General features: G+C 69.7%; 18 protein-coding genes, 3 pseudogenes and 1 riboswitch. Of the genes and pseudogenes, 9 read left to right on the top strand and 12 right to left on the bottom strand.

The genetic code is table 11. From position 1 onward, the window contains the following. Nucleotides 1–231: 231 nt before the first annotated feature. The 3 genes and pseudogenes from Tchl_RS06145 to Tchl_RS06150 form a co-directional block, all read left to right on the top strand. Nucleotides 232–1,635 carry a Fic family protein gene (locus tag Tchl_RS06145; protein WP_075147623.1) on the top strand — a complete coding sequence of 468 codons (1,404 nt, stop codon included), beginning with the start codon at nt 232–234 and terminating at the stop codon, nt 1,633–1,635. Between the two features lie 39 nt (nt 1,636–1,674). Then, nucleotides 1,675–1,800, top strand: a pseudogene (locus tag Tchl_RS17720) (IS91 family transposase); the annotation flags it as partial. Between the two features lie 20 nt (nt 1,801–1,820). After that, nucleotides 1,821–2,382: pseudogene (locus tag Tchl_RS06150) on the top strand (IS3 family transposase); the annotation flags it as partial. 89 nt (nt 2,383–2,471) lie between these two features. On the opposite strand, the gene vapC reads toward Tchl_RS06150, so the two are convergent. The 7 genes from vapC to cobU all read right to left on the bottom strand — a co-directional run bounded on the left by vapC (nt 2,472) and on the right by cobU (nt 8,322). Next, the gene (gene vapC / locus Tchl_RS06155; protein ID WP_075147624.1) at nt 2,472–2,873 is read right to left on the bottom strand and encodes a type II toxin-antitoxin system VapC family toxin; all 402 of its coding nucleotides are present in this window, start codon (nt 2,871–2,873) and stop codon (nt 2,472–2,474) included. Continuing rightward, nucleotides 2,870–3,064 carry a type II toxin-antitoxin system VapB family antitoxin gene (locus Tchl_RS06160; RefSeq protein ID WP_075147625.1) on the bottom strand — a complete coding sequence of 65 codons (195 nt, stop codon included), beginning with the start codon at nt 3,062–3,064 and terminating at the stop codon, nt 2,870–2,872. Before Tchl_RS06160 ends, vapC begins: the two co-directional genes overlap by 4 nt. 275 nt (nt 3,065–3,339) lie before the next feature. After that, nucleotides 3,340–4,119: an adenosylcobinamide-GDP ribazoletransferase gene (locus Tchl_RS06165; RefSeq protein WP_075149604.1), complete on the bottom strand. Its 780-nt coding sequence runs from the start codon at nt 4,117–4,119 to the stop codon at nt 3,340–3,342. Between the two features lie 220 nt (nt 4,120–4,339). After that, a complete protein-coding gene (locus Tchl_RS06170; RefSeq protein WP_198158994.1) occupies nt 4,340–6,064 on the bottom strand; it encodes an RNA-binding domain-containing protein in 1,725 nt (574 codons plus the stop codon). 39 nt (nt 6,065–6,103) lie between these two features. Further along, entirely contained in the window at nt 6,104–7,150 is a 1,047-nt protein-coding gene (gene cobT / locus Tchl_RS06175; protein WP_075147626.1) for a nicotinate-nucleotide--dimethylbenzimidazole phosphoribosyltransferase, read from the bottom strand. Continuing rightward, nucleotides 7,147–7,740, bottom strand: a complete 594-nt coding sequence (locus Tchl_RS06180) for a Uma2 family endonuclease (protein WP_075147627.1) — start codon at nt 7,738–7,740, stop codon at nt 7,147–7,149. The genes cobT and Tchl_RS06180 overlap by 4 nt, the downstream gene beginning before the upstream one ends. Before the next feature lie 33 nt (nt 7,741–7,773). Further along, a complete protein-coding gene (cobU, locus tag Tchl_RS06185) occupies nt 7,774–8,322 on the bottom strand; it encodes a bifunctional adenosylcobinamide kinase/adenosylcobinamide-phosphate guanylyltransferase (RefSeq protein ID WP_075147628.1) in 549 nt (182 codons plus the stop codon). Between the two features lie 143 nt (nt 8,323–8,465). Continuing rightward, nucleotides 8,466–8,694: riboswitch (cobalamin riboswitch) on the top strand. A gap of 133 nt (nt 8,695–8,827) precedes the next feature. Between cobU and Tchl_RS06190 the strand changes: the two genes are divergently transcribed. The 6 genes from Tchl_RS06190 to Tchl_RS06215 all read left to right on the top strand — a co-directional run bounded on the left by Tchl_RS06190 (nt 8,828) and on the right by Tchl_RS06215 (nt 15,417). Continuing rightward, the gene (locus Tchl_RS06190; protein ID WP_075147629.1) at nt 8,828–10,657 is read left to right on the top strand and encodes a TonB-dependent receptor domain-containing protein; all 1,830 of its coding nucleotides are present in this window, start codon (nt 8,828–8,830) and stop codon (nt 10,655–10,657) included. 72 nt (nt 10,658–10,729) lie between these two features. Beyond that, nucleotides 10,730–11,680: a FecCD family ABC transporter permease gene (locus Tchl_RS06195; RefSeq protein WP_408646130.1), complete on the top strand. Its 951-nt coding sequence runs from the start codon at nt 10,730–10,732 to the stop codon at nt 11,678–11,680. After that, nucleotides 11,677–12,480 (top strand): ABC transporter ATP-binding protein, encoded by an 804-nt coding sequence (locus Tchl_RS06200; RefSeq protein ID WP_075147630.1) that lies wholly within the window; start codon nt 11,677–11,679, stop codon nt 12,478–12,480. Before Tchl_RS06195 ends, Tchl_RS06200 begins: the two co-directional genes overlap by 4 nt. 77 nt (nt 12,481–12,557) lie before the next feature. Then, a complete protein-coding gene (cobO, locus tag Tchl_RS06205) occupies nt 12,558–13,166 on the top strand; it encodes a cob(I)yrinic acid a,c-diamide adenosyltransferase (RefSeq protein WP_075147631.1) in 609 nt (202 codons plus the stop codon). 2 nt (nt 13,167–13,168) lie between these two features. After that, nucleotides 13,169–14,017 carry a uroporphyrinogen-III C-methyltransferase gene (gene cobA / locus Tchl_RS06210; RefSeq protein ID WP_075147632.1) on the top strand — a complete coding sequence of 283 codons (849 nt, stop codon included), beginning with the start codon at nt 13,169–13,171 and terminating at the stop codon, nt 14,015–14,017. Nucleotides 14,018–14,022: 5 nt separating this feature from the next. After that, a complete protein-coding gene (locus Tchl_RS06215; RefSeq protein WP_232311713.1) occupies nt 14,023–15,417 on the top strand; it encodes a cobyrinate a,c-diamide synthase in 1,395 nt (464 codons plus the stop codon). Here the strand turns inward: Tchl_RS06215 and cobJ are convergent. From cobJ to cbiE, 5 genes and pseudogenes are all read right to left on the bottom strand, one after another. Next, nucleotides 15,369–16,355 (bottom strand): precorrin-3B C(17)-methyltransferase, encoded by a 987-nt coding sequence (gene cobJ / locus Tchl_RS06220; RefSeq protein WP_075147633.1) that lies wholly within the window; start codon nt 16,353–16,355, stop codon nt 15,369–15,371. The genes Tchl_RS06215 and cobJ overlap by 49 nt on opposite strands. A gap of 124 nt (nt 16,356–16,479) precedes the next feature. Continuing rightward, nucleotides 16,480–16,902, bottom strand: a pseudogene (locus Tchl_RS06225) (cobalamin biosynthesis protein); the annotation flags it as partial. Next, nucleotides 16,812–17,588: a cobalamin biosynthesis central domain-containing protein gene (locus tag Tchl_RS06230; RefSeq protein ID WP_075147634.1), complete on the bottom strand. Its 777-nt coding sequence runs from the start codon at nt 17,586–17,588 to the stop codon at nt 16,812–16,814. The gene Tchl_RS06230 and the pseudogene Tchl_RS06225, both read right to left, overlap by 91 nt. A gap of 29 nt (nt 17,589–17,617) precedes the next feature. Beyond that, complete coding sequence (gene cobI / locus Tchl_RS06235) at nt 17,618–18,442, bottom strand: precorrin-2 C(20)-methyltransferase (protein ID WP_075147635.1); 825 nt, start codon at nt 18,440–18,442, stop codon at nt 17,618–17,620. Then, nucleotides 18,439–19,821 (bottom strand): precorrin-6y C5,15-methyltransferase (decarboxylating) subunit CbiE, encoded by a 1,383-nt coding sequence (gene cbiE / locus Tchl_RS06240; protein WP_075147636.1) that lies wholly within the window; start codon nt 19,819–19,821, stop codon nt 18,439–18,441. The genes cobI and cbiE overlap by 4 nt, the downstream gene beginning before the upstream one ends. Between the last annotated feature and the right edge of the window lie 42 nt (nt 19,822–19,863).

Consider the following 19,863-nt stretch of genomic DNA (forward strand, 5'->3'; position numbering starts at 1 on the left):
GGGTTGATGGTTCGTGGTGCCGGCGGTTCGTGCCGCTCGATCTGTGTCTGTGGTACGGATCTTAGATAAAACGTTCGATCTGCAAAATCACGCCGAGGACGGCGCTTTCTGCGCGCTGCCGGCTTCCGGCATGGCAAGCCTCATTTCGCCGCATCTTTGTGGCGCGATTCGGCGTTGCGCGCCAAATAAAATGGCGTGATACTGAGTTATCGCGCCAAATAAAGTCGATTCATGCCAAAAAAAATCCGCACCGAGGCATTTCAACCCATCCTCGACGTGATCGCCCGACATCCGGGAGGCATCGGCGTCGACGGCCTGCTGCAGCAAATCGGCCCCGGCCTGTCCCGCCGCACCCTGCAGCGCCGCCTGTCCGCACTGATTGCGCAGCAACGGGTCCGCGCCGAAGGCGAAGGCCGCGCGCTCAAATACCGGCTGTCGCCGGTCACCGCCACGTCGAATGTCCTGCTGCCGGGCGTCGATGCCACCGGCAGCGGCGAAACCTACGTTCCCCTGTCGGCCGAAGGCGCTGCTGTCAGAGCCTACGTCCGCCAGCCGTACCAGCAGCGCCGACCGGTCGGCTACAACATCGAATTTCTCGAGCGCTACTATCCGAACCAGACCGCCTACCTGCCCGCCGACTTGCGCGCGCAGCTGCACAGCATCGGCCGCTCGCCAGCCGAACAGGCCGCCGCCGGAACCTTCGCGCGCGACATCCTGAACCGCCTGCTGATCGATCTCTCCTGGGCCTCGTCGCGCCTCGAAGGCAACACCTACAGCCGCCTCGACACCGAACGTCTGATCGAGTTCGGCCAGGCCGCCGAAGGCAAGGATGCGCTCGAAACCCAGATGATCCTGAACCACAAGGCGGCGATCGAATACCTGGTCCGCGAGGCCGGGCAGGACAAATCCGCGCCCTTGCCGGAAACGATCATCGCGCTGCACGCCTTCCTCTCCGACGGCCTGCTGCCCGACCCCCTCGGCTGTGGCCGCCTGCGCGCGTATCCGGTCGAGATCGGCGGCAGTGTCTATCTTCCGGTCGCGCTGCCACAGCGCCTCGCAGAGCTGTTCGGCATCGTGCTCGAGATCGCCGGTGAAATCGACGACCCCTTCGAGCAGGCCTTCTTCCTGATGGTGCACCTGCCTTACCTGCAACCCTTCGAAGACGTGAATAAACGTGTTTCGCGCCTCGCCGCCAACATTCCGCTGGTCCGCCACAATCTCTGCCCGCTGTCCTTCATCGACGCGCCGGCACAGGCTTACGTCGATGCGATGCTGGGGGTGTATGAACTCAATGACGTCGCCCTGCTGCGCGACGTATTCGTCTGGGCCTACGAGCGTTCGTGCCAGCAATACGTCGCCGTGCAGCAGCAGCTCGTGCCGCCCGATACGTTCCGCCTGCGCTACCGCAACGAACTCGCCGAAGCCGTCGCTGCCATCGTGCGCGGCGGACAAGCCGCCGACGAAGCAGCGATCCGCGCCGTGTTGCCGGTAACGGTGGCCGAGGAGGACCGGGTACGTTTCGTGACCTTGACGCTGGCCGAATTCAAGACGCTTCACCCCGGCAATGCGATCCGCTTCGGGCTCAGGCCGCTGGAGTTTTCGGCGTGGTTGGAGCGGGAGGCTGGGCGTGATTGAGGCTGGAAAAATGCCAATGCGAAGGCATGGATCCAGGAGAGCGGGGAGGACCCGCGATGCTGCCCGCACTGCGGGGTCGGGCGTTGGCTCACGGTCGAGATCGTCATGGCTCGCCGGTACGATCCGCCCGCGCCTGCGCCGCGCTGTCGGGATGGGCCGGCATGAACACTCACGCGATCCGGCCTCGCTTGTCGGTGGCCGCGAATGTGCTGGATCGCCGCTTCGCGCCCGACGCCCCGAATCGCGTGTGGACGGGCGACATCACCTACATCGCCACCGCCGGGCTGGCTGTATCTGGCAGTCGTGATCGATCTGTTCAACCGTGAGGTGATCGGCTGGTCGATCAAGCCGAGGATGACGACTGACCTGGTCCTCGATGCGCTGTTGATGGCGTGGTTCCGCCGTCGGCCGGAACCCGGGATGCTGTTTCATTCTGACCGGGGAAGCCAATACGCCAGTCATGCTTACCAGGCCCGCCTGGCCAAATACGACATGCGCGGATCGATGTCGCGCAAGGGCAACTGTTGGGACAACGCCCCGACCGAGAGCTTCTTCAACAGCCTCAAGAACGAGCGGGTTCATGGCGTGCGCTACGCGACCCGCAACGAGGCGACGAGCGATCTGTTCCAATACATCGCCGTGTTCTACAACCGGAGCCGCCGCCACTCCACCTTGGGATATCTGTCCCCGACCACGTTCCTGCAGAACTGGATTGAACGACAGGATCAGCAAGAAATGGCAGCATGAGGACGACCGGCTGGAAGGCGGAAAACGTAGGGCACCTCAGCTCCCTCTGCGCTACGAGCTACGCGTTCCGGTACCGCTGATTTCCAACGTCAGGTTTCGGTGAGCGCGGATCGGAGGCCAAGGTGCTCTACAAACGGATCAAAATCCCTGTCGCTGTATAGCAGAGCCAGTCCGCTTTCTATGCATCGAGTCGCAATCACGGTATCGATGGTCTTTCGCACGGTCACGCCCAACGCCCGCAGCGAACGAAAATTCCTGGCAGCCTGAATGGCTATCTCTTGTCCGCCCAGATCAATCATGACCAACGAGGTCATCAGTTTCTTGGCTTGGTTGAAGTCGCGCTCACTCGAAAAGCCCTGCAGCACCTCGGCCAAAATCAGATCGCCCGTTGCAACGGGTTCTACTCCAAGCAGGGAGTCCAGCTTTTCAGCCTGTGGCGTTACGGTTCCTCGGAAATAGTCGATCCAAACGCTGGAATCGACCAAAATCATTTGTCAGTCCTCATCTCCTCGAGGTCGCCCTGCCAGTCGAGCTTGCCGCGAAACTGACGAATTTCTTCCTGCTGCCGAAGGCGAAGTAGTGTCTTAAGACCGAGTTCTACCGCCTCACGCTTGGTCTTCAATCCGGTCGCCCGGAGCGCTTCGTTCATGAGGTTGTCGTCAATCACAATGTTGGTGCGCACGATGTGTATCCTTTGTTTTCATCATACACATCATAGTCTTTGGCGACCAGGCGCGCAACCTTGCGGTCAACCGGCACTGCGCCAAAAAGCGGCGCAGTGCCTGTTACCTTGAACGTTGAACGACAGCTATTCCTAATAGCTCAACAGCGGCAATGGGTCGGCAGAAGACGGTGAGCCGCTCAATGACCGACCCCTCGCGCTCGCGCGCAGCCGTCTTGGTCACGACGCGATCGCGATGCGCGCAGCGTGGATGAGGACCTTGCCGGTGCGTGCTGCTACAGGGCGGTCATCCGCGCGCCTGCGAGCAGGCCGACATAGCAGGCGAGTTCCGCCGCCTGCTGCAGCGCGCCGAGCAGGTCGCCGGTGTAGCCGCCGAGGCGGCGCACGAACATGCGCGCGGCCCAGGCGGTGACGCCGGCCACCGCGGCCAGCACGGCGAGGGCCTGGGCCGGCGCCAGCCAGGCCAGCGGGAGCAGGCCGAAGACGGCGGCGATGGCGAGCTCGGCCGGAGTCAGGCGCTTGGCGAGCGGCTTCGACTTGGCGGTTTCGTCCTCGCGTACGTAGGGCAGCAGGTGGATCAGGCTGGTCGAGGCGAGGCGCGACAGCGGGTGGGCGACGAAGAGCGCGAGCGCCACCGCGGGCCCGCCGCCGGCCGCCGCCAGTTCGAGCAGGGCCGCGGCCTTGGCGAGCAGCATCAGCACGATGCCGACGGTGCCGTAGCTGCCGATGCGCGAGTCCTTCATGATCGTCAGCACCTGCGCCTTGTCCCAGCCCCCGCCCAGCCCGTCGCAGGCGTCGGCGAAGCCGTCCTCGTGGAAGGCGCCGGTGGCGCGGATGGTCACCGCCATCGACAGGATCACGGCGAGCGCGGGCGGCAGCGCGAGGGCGAAGACGAGGTAGCTGACCGCGCCGAGCGCGCCCACCACCCAGCCCACGAGCGGGAAGTAGCGCGCGGCGTGGTTCAGGCGCTCGGTCGACCACGGCACCCAGGCCGGCACCGGCAGGCGGGTGAAGAAGCCGAGCGCGGTGAAGAAGAGTTCGAGCTGGTAGCGCATCAGGGTGTGTATCGGCGGGCCACCCATGGGCGGCGTATGCTGCGCATTGCAGGTGCGCATGGTTTATGGGGGAGTGTCATGTTGAATCAGGGTCTGTCGCCGGGCTTGAGCGTCATGCAGCGGCCTCTTTCTCTTTGATCCTCTTTGATGCTTTCAGCTTCAAAGAGGATCATATTGTTGATTTCAAACAGATATGCTTGACAGCCTCTTTGCTGGCTCTCTATTTCTCTGCCAGCTTCCAGCAAGATGCGGTGTCGGAGCCGACGTTCACAATGGTCCCCTTGCGCCGGAGCTTGGTAAGCAACGAGCTTATCTTGATGGCCTTCTGCTTTTCACTAAGCGCTTCGCTGAGTTTATCCAGTAGCAACTTGTTGAGATCGGCCCGGGATGCCCCGTCCTTCATCGCCAGATAGTCGGTAATCAGCTTGAGATAGAAGGCGTCATCCTGCCCGCGAGTTCGGAGGTAATCCTCCAGGCTTGCCGTGGCCTTGGCGATCGAGGCTGAGACGAAAAGGTTCGGCTTCCGCCCCTCGATCAGACCGGCCTTGCGCAATCGGGCGGCTGCCGTGTCCGGCACCGGCAGCTTCTTCTGCACGCGATCCAGAGCCAGCACATCGACCAGCGGCAGCTCGGTCTTCTGGATCAGCAAGCGGCTGTAGGCAGGGTCCACCACGCTGCCATAGATGGTCAGCCTGACTACCCCGGCCTCGCTCAGGTCATAGTCGGGCATGGGGAAATAGCGCCGCGCCTGGCGTGCGTGCATGTCGTGAATGCCGTAGCCCATGGTGTCGATCATGTTCAGCTCGGCCATGGCCTGCGCCAGGAACGGGTTGCGGTAGCGCCGGGGTACCTTGTTGCCTTCCAGGTAATCCTCGGGCTGGCCTTCGAAAAAGCTCCCTTCGCTTTCGAAGATCAGCTTGTCCGGCTGCTCGATCACTACCACCCGGCCGTTTCGGGTGTAATCCTGGTGCGCGATGCAGTTGTGCAGTGCCTCCAGCACGATCTTCTGGTCGTACTTCGACACCTCCACCGGCAACAACTCGTCCTGCGGCAACAGACGGAGCTGGATGTTGCGGATGCGTCGGTAGAGCTGGGTCGTACTCAACAGGAACGGTGGCCCGAAGTGCTCATAGGCCCGCTCCGGACCGTCCAGTTTCCAGGTCAGCTGCGCGGGGTGCGGCGATAAGCGCCAGGCGGACTCAGGCTTGCCGAGCAGCAACAAGGTGGTGCGCGTGATCGCACCATTCTGGGTCGCATGGGCGCGGTCCAGAAACGTGGCCAGCGGCCAGTTCATCACCTCTGTGGCATCGAAACGGTTGGCGTACTTCTTGGCAAATGACTCCCGCGCCTTGCCCAGTGCCGTTTCATCTAGATCGGCAAGGCTGGCGTCGGCAATGATCTGCGCGCTCCAATCCGCCTGCAGCGTTTGCTGGCGGATCTCATCGAGCTTGTCCAGCCCTAGTGGAGCGCGGCTTTCTCCCGCACGCGCGTAGTAATGCCCCTTCCAGGCGATCGGAATGCCGCGCGGTGCAGGCGGGACCTCGAACAAGATCACCCGTCCGGCCGGATGCTTCAGGACATGGATCTCGCGAAAGGTGATGCTCGGTTCGGTGCTCTGGGCAATCTGGCCCTTCAGGCCTTGTAGGCGTTCAGGCTCCGGACGGTAGTCCGAACCCGCCACGGTGCGGGACTTGTTGTGCACGCCGAACACCAGCCAGGCTCGGTCCGCCCCGCGCAGGTTGGCTTCGTTGCTCAGTGCCGAGAAATACTCCCCGATCTTGTCGGTGTCGTAGTCGTTGCCTGCCTGCTTGAACTCCACCACCTCGTTTTCCCAGGTGACCATCAGTCCATCGAGCAAGGTAGAAAGCGCCGCCTGATTCATGCCCACCCCCTTGATGCACTTCACTTCAGTGGACGACGAGAGCGGTTTGAAGATCTGCTCCACGTTGATCTTGACCGCGCTGTTCTTGAATCCGGTTCCGCCTCAGCCCTTCTCGCTGACCCCGGCCGACTCGAAGCTCGCCATCTCGTTGAGGAAGTTCACCGCCGCCTGGACGAGGGGGTAGGCGAGTGCGGCGCCGGTGCCTTCGCCCAGGCGCAGGTCGAGCTCCATCAGCGGTTCGGCGCCGAGGAAGGCGAGCTGCACGCGGTGGCCGGGCTCCTGCGAGCGGTGGGCGAACACGCAGTAGGGCAGGATGGCGGGGGCGAGGGCGTGGGCGACGAGCAGGGCCGAGGTGACGATGAAGCCGTCGATCAGTAGCACCATGCGCTTTTCCGCGGCGCCGAGCATGGCGCCGGCCATCATCGCGATCTCCAGCCCGCCGTATTCGGCGAGCGCTTCGAGGGCGTCGGTCGGGTAGCCGCCGCGCGCCAGCGCCTGGCGCAGCAGGGCGCGCTTGCGCGCCAGGCCGGCGTCGTCCAGGCCGGTGCCGCGGCCGGTGACGGTGTCGAGGTCGGCGTCGCGCTCGGCGCCGATCAGGCAGTGGGTCAGCAGCGAGGCGGCGGCGGTGTTGCCGATGCCCATCTCGCCGAAGCCGATGCAGTTGCAGCCGTTGTCCGCCAGCGCGTGGGCGAGGCGGCGCCCGCGCGCGAGCGCGGCGTCGCGCTGTTCGGCGCTCATCGCCGGGCGTTCGAGGTAGTTGGCCGTGCCCGCGGCGATCTTGGCGTCGATCAGCGCGGGGCGGGGGGCGAACGCGTGATTGACGCCGGCATCGACGACGCTGAGGTTGAGGCCGAGCTGACGGCTGAAGACGTTGATCGCGGCGCCGCCGGCGAGGAAGTTCTCCACCATCTGCCAGGTCACGTCCTGGGGAAAGGCCGACACGCCGGCGCGCGCCGCGCCGTGGTCGGCGGCGAAGACGGCGAGGTGGGGCTGGCGCAGTGCGGGGGTCAGCGTCTGCTGGATCAGGCCGATCTGCAGCGCGAGCGCTTCCAGCCGGCCGAGCGCGCCGGGGGGCTTGGTCTTCTGGTCGATCTTGTGCTGGAGGGCAGGGGCGAGAGCGGAGTCGGGCGCGGCGATGTCGAAGTTCATGAGGGGGTGTCGGTGGTGGCGGAGTCGTCGGGAAGGTCGCGGTAGAGTTCGGCCAGCGCCAGCTCGAAGCCGAGCGCCGGAAGGTTGAGGGCAGCGCGGCCGCCGCTGGCTTCGCTCAGCAGCCAGCCGCCGTCGTCGCGGCGCGTGTAGCACTCGACGTGGGCGTGGTCCTGCGACAGGAAGAGCACCGTGCGCAGGCCGGGAAAACGGCGGTAGGCCTCGAACTTGCGGCCGCGGTCGTAGGCTTCGGTGGACGGCGACAGCACTTCGGCGATCAGCGCCGGGTCTTCCTTGACCTGGCGGCGGGCGCGGTCGGCATCCGCGCAGCTGACGAAGACGTCGGGGTAGAACAGGCTGTCGTCCGCGGCCAGGCGTAGGCGCACGTCGGTCATGAACACGCTGCAGCGGGTGCCGGCCAATGCGTTGCGCAGAGCGAAGGCCGTGTTCAGGCAGATCGTGTTGTGCACGTCGGTGCCGCCGGCCATGGCGAAGGCCTCGCCGTCGACGAATTCCCAGCGCTCGGGCTGTTGCCCCTCCCAGGCGAGGAATTCGTCCAGGTTCATGGCGCGCTTTGCGGCGGGCAGGCTCAAGTCGTGCTCCTCGGTTGGCGTCCAGGGCGCAGTTTAGCCCTGCTTGAGCACCAGCGGCAGGCCGGCGGCGACGAACACCACCTGGGCGCAGCACGCCGCCACCGCCTGGTTGAGCCGCCCGGCCTCGTCGCGGAACAGGCGCCCGAGCGGGGTTTCCGGCACCAGGCCGAGGCCGACCTCGTTCGCCACCAGGATCACCCGCCCGGGCAGGGTGGGGAGGACGGCAAGGAGCGCGCCGCGCTCGTCGCGAAAGCGCGGCAGGGCCTCGGCTTCGGCGCCGGGGGGCAGGGCCTCGGCACCGGCGAGGAGGTTGGCGAGCCACAGCGTCAGGCAGTCGACGACCAGGCAGCGTCCGGGTGCGGCCTCGCGGCGCAGCGTGGCGGCGAGCGCCAGCGGCGCTTCGACGGTGCGCCAGGCGGCGGGACGGTCGGCGCGGTGGCGGCGGATGCGCGCCGCCATCTCGTCGTCGAGCGCCTCGGCGGTGGCGATGACGGTGACGGCGAGGCCGGAGGCGGCGGCGCGGCGCTCGGCCTCGCCGCTCTTGCCCGAGCGCGCGCCGCCCAGGATCAGTTCGGCGCTCATCGGATCAAGGGCTTGGGTTGTGCTTGAGGTGTGGCCGTACGGCCTCGTTCGGTGGCATGTGCGGGTGGGCAGGTTCGATGGCTCTGCAGGATTGCGTCCGGGACGGTATCATCCATTCCCATTGCCCCGGAAGGGGCAACGCGTTATCGGTGCCCGCGGGCGGTTCTCGCCCCGGGTTAAACGGGAAACAGGTGCGCGGCCCATCGCTGGAACGATGGCCGCAATGCCTGTGCTGCCCCCGCAACGGTAAGTGCGCGCAAGGCGGATCACGCAGCCACTGGGACACCCTCCCGGGAAGGCGATCCGCTGCGACCGGCCCATCGGCCGGTACAGCGCCCGAGCCCGGAGACCGGCCGAACGCGATTTGGCGGATGTGCCGCGGGGTGGTGGCGACGGGCGCGGGTTTTCCTGCTCGGTTCGGTGCGCTCTCGCTCCCGGTACGTCCATGTGCAGCTGCCATGACGTGCGGGGACGCGCGGCATGGCGAATGGAGTCCCCCGTTCAAATGAAAACCCGCCTTTCCGCGCTCGTTTCGGCGTGCGCGCTCGCTTACCCGTTTGTCCCGGCCCAGGCCGACGACCCCCAGCTCGACCACGTCGTGGTCACCGCGACCCGCCAGGAAAGCAAGGTCGACGACTTGCTCGCCGACGTCACCGTGGTCACCCGTGAGCAGATCGAGCGCCTGGGCGACACCACCTTGGCGCAAGTGCTGTCCCGCACCGCCGGGGTGTTCGTCACCGACGGCGGCCTGCCGGGCAAATCCGCTTCGGTGCTGATCCGCGGTACCGACAGCGGGCACGCGTTGCTGCTCATCGACGGCATGCCGGTCACCTCGGCCACCCTCGGGCAGGCGCCGTTCGAGACCCTGAATGCGGCCGAAATCGAGCGCATCGAGATCCTGCGCGGCCCGGCCTCGTCGCTGTACGGCTCGGAGGCGATCGGCGGCGTGGTCCAGGTGTTCACCCGCCGCGGCCAGGGCCCGGCCCGGCCGCGGCTGGCGCTGCGCTACGGCAGCCACGACACGCGCGACCTGCAGGCCGGCGTTGCGGGTGGAACCGAGCAATGGTCATACGCGCTGTCGGCCAGCCGGCTCCAGACCGATGGCATCTCGGCGACGCGCGGCCCGAGCGCCAATCCCGACCGCGACGGCTACAAGAACAGCGCCGCTTCGGGCAGCCTGCAGTGGCGCCCGGCCGAGGGCCATGAGCTCGGCGTGCACGTGCTGCGCTCCGCCGACGAGAACCACACCGACGGCGACTTCGATTTCGACAACCACACCGACAACGACATCCTGAGCTGGAACGCCTACACGCGAAACCGGCTGGGCGAGCGGTGGACGTCCACGCTGCGGGTGGGGGCGATGGAATACGCTTCCGACAACTTCCGTCCCGGGGCCAAGGACCGCTTCGTCACCGATACCGGGCTCGTCTCCTGGCAGAACGACATCCGCACGGCGTGGGGCACCTGGCTCGCCGGCATCGAGCAGCAGCGCCAGGAGGTCGATACCAGCGGTGCCCTGGTGGTCGATTCGCGGACCACCGATTCGGCTTTCCTGGGCTGGACCGCCGCGTTCGGCGCGCACGGCGTGCAGGTCAACCTCCGCCACGACGACATCGAACGCTTCGGCAGCGAGAAGACCTGGTCGGCCGCCTACGGCTACCAGCTCACCGAGGCACTGCGCGCCTTCGCCTCGCTGGGGACGGCGTTCAAGGCGCCCAGTTTCAACGACCTGTACTATCCGGTGAGCTGCTTTTCCTTCGGCTGTTTCGGCGGCAATCCGGACCTCGCGCCGGAGTCGGCGCGCAACCGTGAGGTCGGCCTCGCCTGGGAGCGTGCCGGCGAGGAAGTGCGCGTGGTCTACTTCGACAACCGGATCTCCGACCTCATCGACTGGGGCTTCACCCCGGAGAACATCGGCAAGGCCAGGATCCGCGGCCTGACCGCCAGCTACCGCGGCCGCGCGCAGGCCTGGCAGTGGAACGTGGTGGCCGATCTCCTCGATCCGCGCGACGAGCAGACCGACAATGTGCTGCGCCGGCGCGCCCGCCAGCGCCTGCTCGCCGGAGTCGATTACAGCGTCGGTGCGTGGACCGTCGGCGGCCAGTGGACCGCGGTCGGTGCGCGCTACGAGGATTCCGCCAACGATCAACGGATGGGCGGCTATGGCCTGGTCGATCTGTTCGCCCGTTACCGCTTCGACAAGGAGTGGACGCTGGAAGCGCAGCTCAAGAATGCGGGCGACAAGGACTACGTGCTCGAGCGCGGCTACCAGAACACGGTGTTCGCGACCGAAGGGCGTACCGCCTTCGTCGGCCTGCGCTACACCCCGCGCTGAGCCCCGGTGGCCGTGTTCCGCCCGCCTTCAGTCCACGGCCCCGCGCTTGCCGGACGGCGGGCGCGGGTCGTCATCGCCGGGCTTGCGCTGTCGGCGGTGCTGGCCCTGCTGTGGGCCTTGTCGGCGGGTGAGCTCGACATTCCGGCGGGCACCGTGTTCGGCGCCCTGTTCGGCAGTGAGCAGGGCATGTCCGCCGCGATCATCCGCGAACTGCGCCTGCCGCGCGCGGTCGCCGCCTTCGTCTGCGGCGGCCTGCTCGCCACCGCCGGCGCGCTGATGCAGGTGCTGCTGCGCAATCCGCTCGCCGACCCCTACATCCTGGGCATTTCCGGCGGTGCGGCGGTGGGGGCGCTGGGCGCGATCACGCTCGGCGCGGCGAGCTTCTGGATCGATGCCTCGGCCTTCGCGGGCGCACTCACCGCGATGCTGCTGGTGTTCGGGCTGGCGCACGGCGACGGCAGCTGGACGCAGACCCGGCTGCTGCTGACCGGGGTCATCGTCGCCGCTGGCTGCGGCGCGGCGGTGTCGCTGATGCTCGCGCTGGCGTCCGATACGCGGGTGAAGTCGATGCTGTTCTGGTTGATGGGGGACGCCAGCGCGGCGGTGCGGCCGTGGCCGGCGCTGGTGGTGTTGGTGGGGGCGCTGGCGCTGGTGGCGCCCTGTGCGCGCGACCTCAACGTGCTCGCGCGCGGCGAGCTCGGCGCGCGCGCGCTCGGGGTGGCGGTGCCCCGCCTGCGCGTCGGCCTGTACGTGCTCGCTTCGCTGCTGACCGCGACCGCGGTGACGCTGGTGGGCTCGGTCGGCTTCGTCGGCCTGATCGTGCCTCACCTGGTGCGGCTGGCGCTGGGCAACGACCAGCGCGTGCTGATTCCGGCCGCGGCGCTCGCCGGCGGCACCTTGCTGACCCTGGCCGACACCGCGGCGCGCACGGTGATCGCGCCCCAGCAGCTGCCGGTGGGGGTGCTGACCGCGCTGATCGGCGTCCCGGTCTTTCTGTTCCTGCTCTCGCGCAGCCCGCGATGAACGCGCTCCACCGCCCCGCCGCCGACGCTCCCCTGCTCGAGGCCGAGCGCCTCGCGCTGCAGGTGGGCGAGCGCTGGCTGTGCTGCGAGTTCAGCCTGCGCCTGGCGGCGGGGGAGTGCCTGGTGCTGCTCGGCCCCAATGGCGCCGGCAAGACCACCTTGCTGCACACCCTGGCCGGACTGCGCCCCCCCACGGCGGGCGCGGTGCGGCTGGGCGGGCGGCCCTACGCGGCGTGGCCGACGCTGGAGGCGGCGCGTTTCCGCGGCCTGCTGGTGCAGCAGCAGCCGGACCATTTTGCCGCGAGCGTGCTCGAGACGGTGCTGATCGGCCGCCATCCCCACCTCGGCCGCTGGGGCTGGGAGGGCGCCGACGATGTCGCCATCGCCCGCCGGGCGCTGGCTGACGCCGGCCTCGCCGGGTTCGAGGGGCGCGACGTGCTGACCCTGTCCGGCGGCGAGCGCCAGCGCGTGGCGATCGCCGCCCTGCTCGCGCAGGCGCCGCGCCTGTTCCTGCTCGACGAGCCGCTGAACCACCTCGACCTGCACCACCAGATCGCCACCCTGGAGCTGTTCCGCCGCATCGCCCGCACCGATCCGGCCGGCCGCGGCGTGGTCATGGTGATGCACGACCTCAACCTCGCCGCGCGCTTTGCCGACCAGGTGATCCTGCTCGACGGCCGTGGCGGGGTGACCGCGGGCGAGCGCGATCAGGTGTTGCGCGCCGAGCTGTTGAGCGAGGCCTTCGGCCACCCGCTGCGGCGCTGCGAGCTCGACGGCAGGGTGATTTTCGTGCCGGACTGAACGCACGCCGGCAGATCGGGGACAATGAGCATCGTGCGCGCTGGCGTGCGCGATGCAGCTAATCGAGGAAGGACAGCATGACCGAAAGCGAGGAACGCGACGCCCGCCACAACGCGCGCATGGCGCACAAGAAGGCGGTGATCGACGAGCGGATCGCGCACGCCCAGGCCGAGCGCGGCGTGCTGCTGGTCAACACCGGCAACGGCAAGGGCAAGTCGAGCGCCGGCTTCGGCCTGGTAGCGCGCGCCCTCGGCCATGGCCTGCAGGTGGGCGTGGTGCAGTTCATCAAGGGCCGCGCCGACACCGGCGAGGAGGCCTTCTTCCGCGCCCAGCCCGGCGTGCGCTGGCTCGTGATGGGCGAAGGCTTCACCTGGGATACCCAGGACCGCGCGCGCGACGTCGCCCGCGCACAGGCGGCGTGGGCGCTGGCACGCGAGATGCTTCAGGATCCGGGCATCGGCCTGGTGGTGCTCGACGAGCTCAACATCGCGCTCAAGCACCGTTACCTCGAGGTGGACGCGGTGCTCGCCGACCTGCGCGCGCGTCCGCTGCGCCAACACGTGGTGGTCACCGGCCGCGGCGCGCCGTCCGCACTGCTTGAAGCCGCCGATACCGTCACCGACATGACGCCGGTCAAGCATGCCTTCGCCGCCGGGGTGAAGGCGATGCCCGGCATGGAGTGGTAAAGATGGCACTGCCCGATCTCGCGGTCTATCGCCCCGGCCCGCTGCCGGGACACGTCTACCTGGTGGGCGCCGGCCCCGGCGACCCGGAACTGTTCACCCTGCGCGGCGCCCGCCTGGTGGCGGGGGCGGATGTGGTCGTCCATGACAACCTCGTCAGCCCGGCGATCGTCGACCTCGCCCCGGCGGCGGCCGAGCGCATCTACGTCGGCAAGAAGGCCGCCGACCACACCCTGCCGCAGGACGAGATCAACCGCCTGCTGTTGCGCCTGGCGCAGGCCGGCAAGCGCGTGGTGCGGCTCAAGGGCGGCGACCCCTTCATCTTCGGCCGCGGCGGCGAGGAGATGGAGGTGCTGGTCGAGGCCGGGATCACCGTCGAGGTCGTCCCCGGCGTCACCGCCGCGGCCGGGGTGGCGGCCTATGCCGGCATTCCGCTCACCCACCGCGACCATGCGCAATCGGTGGTGTTCACCACCGGTTTCCTCAAGAACGGCGCGCTCGATCTGGACTGGGTGATGCTCGCCCGCCCGCAGCAGACGGTGGTGATCTACATGGGCATTTCGCGCCTGGCCGAGATCTGCCGCCAGTTCATCGCCCACGGCCTGGCGCCGGACACGCCGGCGGGGGTCATCGAGCGCGGCACCACCCATGCGCAGCGGGTGGTGGTGGCGGACCTGGCGACCCTCGCCGCGCGCGTCCATCAGGAAGGGGTGCGCCCGCCCTCGCTGACCGTGATCGGCAGCGTGGTCGGCCTCTACCCGAAGCTGTCGTGGTTCGAGCCCGCCGCCCAGCCCCAGGCTTCGCCGCTGCCGCACGCCGGCTGTGCGGTGGTGCATGAGGAGGGCCGGAAGTGAGCACCATTGTGGTACGCCATGCTGCGGCGATTTCCCCGGAGGCGCCCGCGGCGGTGCGCTGCCCGGCGCTGTTCGTCGCCGCACCGGCTTCGGGCCAGGGCAAGACCACGATCACCGCCGCGCTCGCCCGCCTCCACACCCGGCTCGGGCGCCGCGTGCGGGTGTTCAAGTGCGGGCCCGACTTCCTCGACCCGCAGATCCACGCGGTGGCCAGCGGCGCGCCGGTGGATAACGTCGATCTCGGCATGTGCGGCGAGGCCGACATCGCCTGGCGCCTGCACCGGGCGGCGGGCGAGGCCGATCTGATCCTGGTCGAAGGGGTGATGGGGCTGTACGACGGCGCCCCTTCGGGGGCCGATATCGCCCGCCGCTTCGGCATTCCGGTGATGGCGGTGATCGACGCGCGGGCGATGGCGCAGACCTTCGGCGCCGTCGCCCATGGCCTCGCCCACTACCGGCCCGGGCTGCCGTTTGCCGGCGTGCTCGCCAACCACGTCGGCAGCGCGCGCCACGCCGAGCTGCTGCGCGTATCGCTGCCCGCCGGCATGCGCTGGTTCGGCGCGGTGATGCGCGATGCGGCCGCGGCGCTGCCCGAACGCCATCTCGGCCTGTTGCAGGCGGCCGAGATCGAAGACCTCGACGCCCGCCTCGAGCGCCTCGCCGACCATCTGCAGCACACCGGTGCGGCGGCGTTGCCGCCGGCGGTTGAATTTCCCGCGGTGCCGGCGCCGGTGATTCCGCCCCTGCTCGCCGGGCGGCGGGTGGCGGTGGCGCGCGATGCGGCCTACGGCTTCATCTACCCGGCCAACCTCGACACCCTGCGCGCGCTCGGCGCCGAGCTGGTGTTCTTCTCCCCCCTCGCCGGCGAGCTCCTGCCGCCCGCCAGTGACGCGGTGTGGCTGCCCGGCGGCTACCCGGAACTCCATGCCGCCGCGCTCGCCGCCAACACCGGCCTGTGGTCGGCGCTGCGCGCCCACGTTGCCGCCGGCAAGCCGCTGCTGGCCGAATGCGGGGGGCTGATGAGCCTGCTCGAAACGGTGGTGGACCGCGACGGCGCGGCCCACGCCTTCGCCGGCCTGCTGCCCGGGTGCGCCGTGATGCAGAAACGCCTGGTGGCGCTCGGGATGCAGGAAGCAGCGCTGCCCGAGGGCCGGCTCAGCGGCCACACTTTCCATTATTCGAAGACCGAAACCGCGCTCGTGCCGGCGCTGCGCGCGCGCCGCCCCGACGGCGACGAGGGCGAGGCGATCTACCGCTGCGGCGCGCTCACCGCGTCCTACGTGCATTTCTGGTTTCCGTCGAACCCGGCGGCGGTCGCGGCCCTGTTCGGCGCCGCCGGCGGGTGCGCGGCTCAGCTGGGTGCGGCGCCCGGGGGGGGCGTCAGCGCGGCGGCGACGTAGTCTTCCGGCAGCCGGTATTCGGCGGCGAGCTCGGCGGCGCTGCGGCCGCTCGCACGGATCGTCTCCAGCCAGCCGGCAAGGCCGGTCGACAGCGAGCGCCCGGCCTGCTCGCCCCCCAGCGTGGCGCGCTCGCCGGCGGCGACCTCGTACTTGTTGGCGTAGCCGCGCGGCGTCACCATCAGACCGTCGCGCACGAAGGTGTTGGAGTTACCGATCAGCACCGTGCTCAGCATGCCGATGTCGGCCTCGGCCAGGTGTTCCAGGGTGGTGAACGCGATGTGTTGCTTGGGCCGGTAGGCCGACTTGACGATCGCCACCGGGGTGTCGGCGCGGCGGTGGCGCAGGAAGATGCGCTGGGCCTCGACGATCTGCTGGGCGCGGCGGCCGCTTTTGGGGTTGTACAGGGCGACGACGAAGTCGGCGTAGGCGACGGCGTCGAGCCGGCGCGCGATCGTCGGCCACGGGGTGAGCAGGTCGGACAGCGAGATTGCGCAGAAGTCGTGGGTCAGCGGCGCGCCGACCAGTGCGGCGCAGGTGTTGAGCGCCGAGGCGCCGGGCACGATCTCGACCTCGATCTCCGCATCCGGCGTCCACCCGGCCTGGAACAGAACCTCGAAAGTCGGCCCGGCCATGCCGTACACGCCGGCGTCGCCCGAGGAAATCAGCGCCACCTTGCGCCCCTGGCGGGCGCGCTCGAGCGCTTCGAGGGCGCGGTCGAGCTCCTCGGTCATCGACTTGCGGATGATCTCCTTGCCTTCGAGCAACTCGGCGACGAGGCGGATGTAGGTGACGTAGCCGATCACGGTGTCGGCTTCGGCGATCGCGGCGCGCGCGCGTGCGGTGAGGTGGGCCTGGCTGCCGGGGCCAAGGCCCACCAGCATGATCTTGCCGGCGGTGGGGGCGGGCGGGCTGGAAACGGGAATCGCGGCGCTCAGCATGAAGGGGGCTCCGAAGGGAAGGCCTGTCCTGGGGGCAGGCGGGGGGGATGGGCGGGGGCAGGCGGGCGATCGACACCGTGGCGTTGCGCCCGTCGGCGCCGCGCAGCTTGTGCTTCTCGACCAGCAGCGCACCGGGGTCGGTGGCGAGGTCGGTGCCGGCGGCGAGCAGCGCGGCGGCCTCGGACACCGAGGGTGTGCCGGTGTAGCGGCGCACGGTTTCCGATGGGTTGGGCACGGCGACGTCCGCGAGCACTTCAGGCGGGTGGAAGGCGATCCGCCAGCGGTGACGGCGGGCGAGCGCGAGCAGGCCGGGCTCGTCGGCCTTCAGCGCGATGCTGGCGACGGCGGCGACGTCTTCGAGGCGCACGCCGGCCTGCGCGAGCGCTTCGTCCACCGCGTGCGCGATCGTCGCCTCGGGCGTGCCGCGGTCGCAGCCGAGGCCGAGCGCGACCCGGCTCACGCTGCCTCCTGGGGCGGGCGGTAGATCACGCGCTTGCCGGCGAGGCGCGCCGCCCAGCCCGGGGGCAGCGCGCGGTGGCTGATCCACAGCACCGCACCGAAGCGCGCCGGGTCGATGTCCTCAAGGCGCGCGAAGCGCTGCAGGTTGGCCGGCAGCGGGCCGCTGCGGCCGTTGGCGTGGCCGGCCCACCAGTCGGGGCTGCCGGCTTCCTGCACGAGGGCGACCGGCTCGTCGTTTACCACTGCGGTGCTGGCGCGCACGATCTCGTCGTGGCTGGCCTCGAAGGTCCAGCCGAACTCGCGCCCGAGCAGGTCGATGGCGAGCGTCGCGCGCGCGTCGGAGGCGGTGGTCAGCACCGGGGTGGCACCCACCGCCTGCTGCAGCGCGGCGGCGATGGCGTTGGCGCCGCCGAGGTGGCCTGACAGCACCGGGATCGCCCAGCGCCCGGCCTCGTCGACGACGACGACGCCGGGGTCGGTCTCCTTGTTCTTCAGGTGGGGCGCGATCAGGCGCACGACGGCGCCGAGCGAGACGATCGCGACGATGCCGTCGAAGGCAGCGAACAGCGTCGGGATCTGGTCGCCGGTCTTGCCGGCGAAGCAGGCGCAGGCGCCGGGGGCGGCGGCCTCGGCCGTGGCGCGGAACTTCTCCGGCGCGAACAGCGTGGCGCCGGGCAGGGCGGTGAGCATGCGCCCGGCGAGGGCGATGCCGTGGCGGGTGATGGCGACGACGGCGAGGCGGCCGTTGGGGAAGGGGAGGTGTTGCCGGGGCATCGGATGCTGTTCTTGTCGGCGGGGGATGTTCAGGCGTCGATTGCGGCGGCGGGCGATCCGGCGGCTGGCGCAGCGCGCTCGCGGCAGCCGCGGCGCAGTTCGCCGCGGGCGCGTTTCGGGTTCTGCACCAGCAGCAGCGAGAGATAATTGACCTTCTCGCCGCGCAGGCGGGTGAGGTCGTGCACCACGCGCTCCTCGGGGGCACCGACCTTCTCGACGAAGCAGCTGGTGGCGGTGAGGCCGCGGCGCTCGAGCAGCTCGAGGATCTCGTCCACCAGCGGCTTCACCTTCATCAGCACCAGGGTGTCGAACTCGTCGAGCAGGCGGTCGATCACTTCCACGCCGTAGGCGGCGGGAATCACCGCCATCGTCTCGTCCTCCTCGGCGAGCGCGAGGTCGGCGACCGCGGCCGCGGCGGCGAAGGAGCTGACCCCGGCAATGGTGTCGACGGTGATCTCGGGCACGAGCTCGCGCACCGCACGCGCGAGGTGGCGGAAGGTGGAGTAGGTGGAGGCGTCGCCCTCGACGAGGAAGGCGAGGTCGCGCCCCTCGGCGAGCAGCTGCACGGTCTGCGCCGCGGCGCGCGCCCAGGCCCTGGCCAGGGCGACGGCGTCGCGCGTCATCGGGAACACCAGCTCGACGGCGTCGGCGGGAATCGCCAGGCCGCCGCGGCGGGCGATGTCGAGGGCGTAGGAGGATTCCTCCGCCTTCTTCACCGGGTAGGCCCAGCGCGCGCCCGAGTGCAGCGCGGCCCAGCCGCGGCGGGTGATCAGCTCGGGGTCGCCGGGGCCGAGGGAGACGCCGATCAGGCGGCCGAAGCGGGCGGGGGTGGGGGCGGCGGGGGGCGGGTTCATGGAGCTTCCTTGCGGGCGGTGACGATCCACACCGGGTTCTGCGCGGCGAGCCGGTGCAGGTCGAGGATGGGCTGGCTGCGCGCGGCCGACAGCATGGTGACTTCCCAGCCGGCACCGGCCGCGGCCAGTGCGGTGGTGGCGGTGGCGAGGTTTTCCAGGGTGACGAAGTTCATCACCAGGCGGCCGCCCGGCCTCAGGCGGCCGAGCACGAGGGCGATCAGCTCGGCGAGCTCGCCGCCCGAGCCGCCGATGAAGACGGCGTCGGGGGCCGGCCAGTGTTCCAGCCCGGCGGGAGCCTTGCCTTCGACCAGGCTGTAGTTGGTGGCGCGCAGCCGGCGGGCGTTGGCGCGGGCGTTGGCGGCGTCGGCGGCGTTCTTCTCGATCGCCCAGACGTGACCGTGGCGGGCGAGGCGGCTCGCCTCCAGCCCGACCGAGCCGGCGCCGGCGCCGATGTCCCAGACCACGCTGTCGGTGCGCAGCGCGAGCCTCGCCAGTGACAGCGCGCGCGCCTCGAGCTTGGTGATCAGGCCCTTTTCCGGTGTGCGCTGGACGTAGTCGAGGTCGTCGAAGCCGAACAGCGGCGCGCTGGCCGGCAGCGGGTGGGCGGCCGGCGCGGCGGCGACGTCGGCCGGGGCGTCGTGGGTGGAGGCCGGCAGGCGCTCGACGATGACGACGTTGGGCTCGGGGAAGCGGCGCTGCGCAGCTTCGGCAAGCGCCAGCCGGGGGAACACCGCTTCGTCGGCGAGGCACAGGCGGGCGACGACCGACAGGCGAACCTCCTCGCCGCTGCCGGCTTCGCCGTAGCCGGCCGCGAGCAGGGCGCGGGCGAGGCGGTCGGGGCCGTTGGCCGGGCTGGTGAAGGCGGCCACCAGCGGCTGCTCGGCCACCGCACGCACGATCCGGTACAGACCATGGGCGGGGCCGGGTGCCGGCTGCAGCGGGTCGGGCTGCCATTCGCCGGCGTCGGCGCCGTGGCAGGAGGCGAGGCGGGCGTCCTGCCATGGCAGGCGCAGGCGGGCGAAGGCCAGTTGCAGCGTCGACGGCGCGGGCAGGACCTCCACCGCGTGCGCGCCGAGCTTGTCGATCAGGGTGGTGGCGATGCCATGACAAAGCGGGTCGCCGGTGGCGAGCACGACGGCGCGGCCGCCGGCGGCCTGCGCCTCGGCGATCCAGCCCGGCAGGCGCGCGAAGGCGCCGTCGAGGGCGTGGCGGCGGGCGGCCGGGGGCAGGAAGTCGGCCACCAGCTCGAGCGTGCGGCCGGCGCCGATGACGCAGGCGGCACCGGCGAGGCGGGCGCGGGCGAGGTCGGGCAGACCCGGCCAGCCGTCGTCGAGGATGCCGACGATGGTGCAGGAAGGGAGTGCGCTCGGTGTCGTCATCGATCAGCTGCGGCAGGCATGCCGGTGCAAAAGCGGGAACAG

Source organism: Thauera chlorobenzoica (assembly GCF_001922305.1).
GTDB lineage: Bacteria > Pseudomonadota > Gammaproteobacteria > Burkholderiales > Rhodocyclaceae > Thauera > Thauera chlorobenzoica.